Source organism: Phocaeicola paurosaccharolyticus JCM 15092 (genome assembly GCF_000613805.1).
Lineage (GTDB): Bacteria > Bacteroidota > Bacteroidia > Bacteroidales > Bacteroidaceae > Phocaeicola > Phocaeicola paurosaccharolyticus.
In genome coordinates this window covers 1-1281 of sequence record NZ_BAJR01000080.1, presented here as the reverse complement: position 1 = coordinate 1281, position 1281 = coordinate 1, and the positions used below count along the sequence as shown (strand labels likewise).

Annotated in this window: 1 protein-coding gene; it reads left to right on the top strand. The window is 34.8% G+C overall.

Annotation, left to right across the window (positions count from 1 at the left end):
• Positions 1 to 71 precede the first annotated feature (71 nt).
• Positions 72 to 1229: an IS256 family transposase gene (locus JCM15092_RS14270; protein ID WP_024995224.1), complete on the top strand. Its 1158-nt coding sequence runs from the start codon at positions 72 to 74 to the stop codon at positions 1227 to 1229.
• The last annotated feature ends 52 nt before the right edge of the window (positions 1230 to 1281 follow it).

Here is a 1281-nt window from a genome sequence, read left to right as displayed (position 1 = left end):
GATAGTGTTCTAAAAAGTGTGTAAATCCACAATTTTTATAGATTAGTATTGCAAACTAAAATCAGATAAAAATGGAATTTACACACGAACAAATGTCAGAAATAATTTCCTCAATAGCAAATGGGAAGGAAGGTTTTCATGAACTAGTACGTTTAGGTATCGAATCCCTAATGAAATCAGAACGCTCTGTTCATAATATTGAGAATAACGACGTCAGCAATGGTTTCCGTCCTCGTAGAATCTATCAAAATGGTCAAATGTTTGAAATACAGGTTCCCCGTAGTCGTGAGAACAACTTTTATCCTGTACTTCTTGGTGTCTTAAAAAATCAGGAAGCAGAACTCCAAAGACTCGCATGCAGTCTTTACGCAGAGGGTCTTACAACAAGACAGGTAGGACGTATATCAGAAGAATTCTATGGCAAACATTATAGTAAGAGTCAGGTAAGTCGTATTCTTGACATTGCAAGAAGTGATGTGAAGGCATGGATGAACCGCAGTTTGGACAGCCATTACCCAATAGTTTACATAGATGCTACCTATGTGTCAACCAGAAGAGTGGATAGTGTATCAAATGAAGCTTATTACGTGATATTAGGAGTGAAGGAGGATAGGACAAGGGAAGTTTTGTCTATTGTGAACTTCCCGACAGAAAGTGCTTCAAACTGGTTAGATATATTCAATGATATAAAAGCCAGAGGAGTGAGTGAGATAAATTTATTCGTTTGTGATGGATTAACGAGTATAGAAAATTCAATATCACAGGCCTTCCCTATGGCTGATATCCAACTTTGTACAGTACACTTAAAGAGAAATATAATCAATAAGATAAAACCAAGGGATAAAAGAACTATTGCTGCTGAATTGCAGACCATATTCAGACCGGATAAAGATAATACGACTTGTGAGTCTGCTTATCTTGATTTTGTTGATTTTATTAATAGATGGGCCCAGTTTTATCCCTCACTGAAAAGATACAGGCATGAGCGATACAGATACTACTTCACATATTTCAGTTATGAGAGGGAGATAAGAGGTATGATATATACAACAAATTGGATAGAAAGACTTAATAAGGATTTCAAGAGGGTTCTGAAAATGAGAGGCGTTATGCCTAATCAAGACGCTGTTATTTTGTTGATGGCTAATGTTTCTATGAACAAAGAGGTATTTAAATATCCAATATATAATTTTTTAGAATCAAGGCTTTTTGTTAATGAAAATAATTAATATTTTTGAAAATACTATCTATAAAGAAATACACACTTTTAGGGACACTATC

What these genes read in the sequence shown, in the direction of transcription:
- JCM15092_RS14270 (WP_024995224.1), top strand. Translation starts at nt 72, where the DNA reads ATGGAATTTACACACGAACAAATGTCAGAAATAATTTCCTCAATAGCA.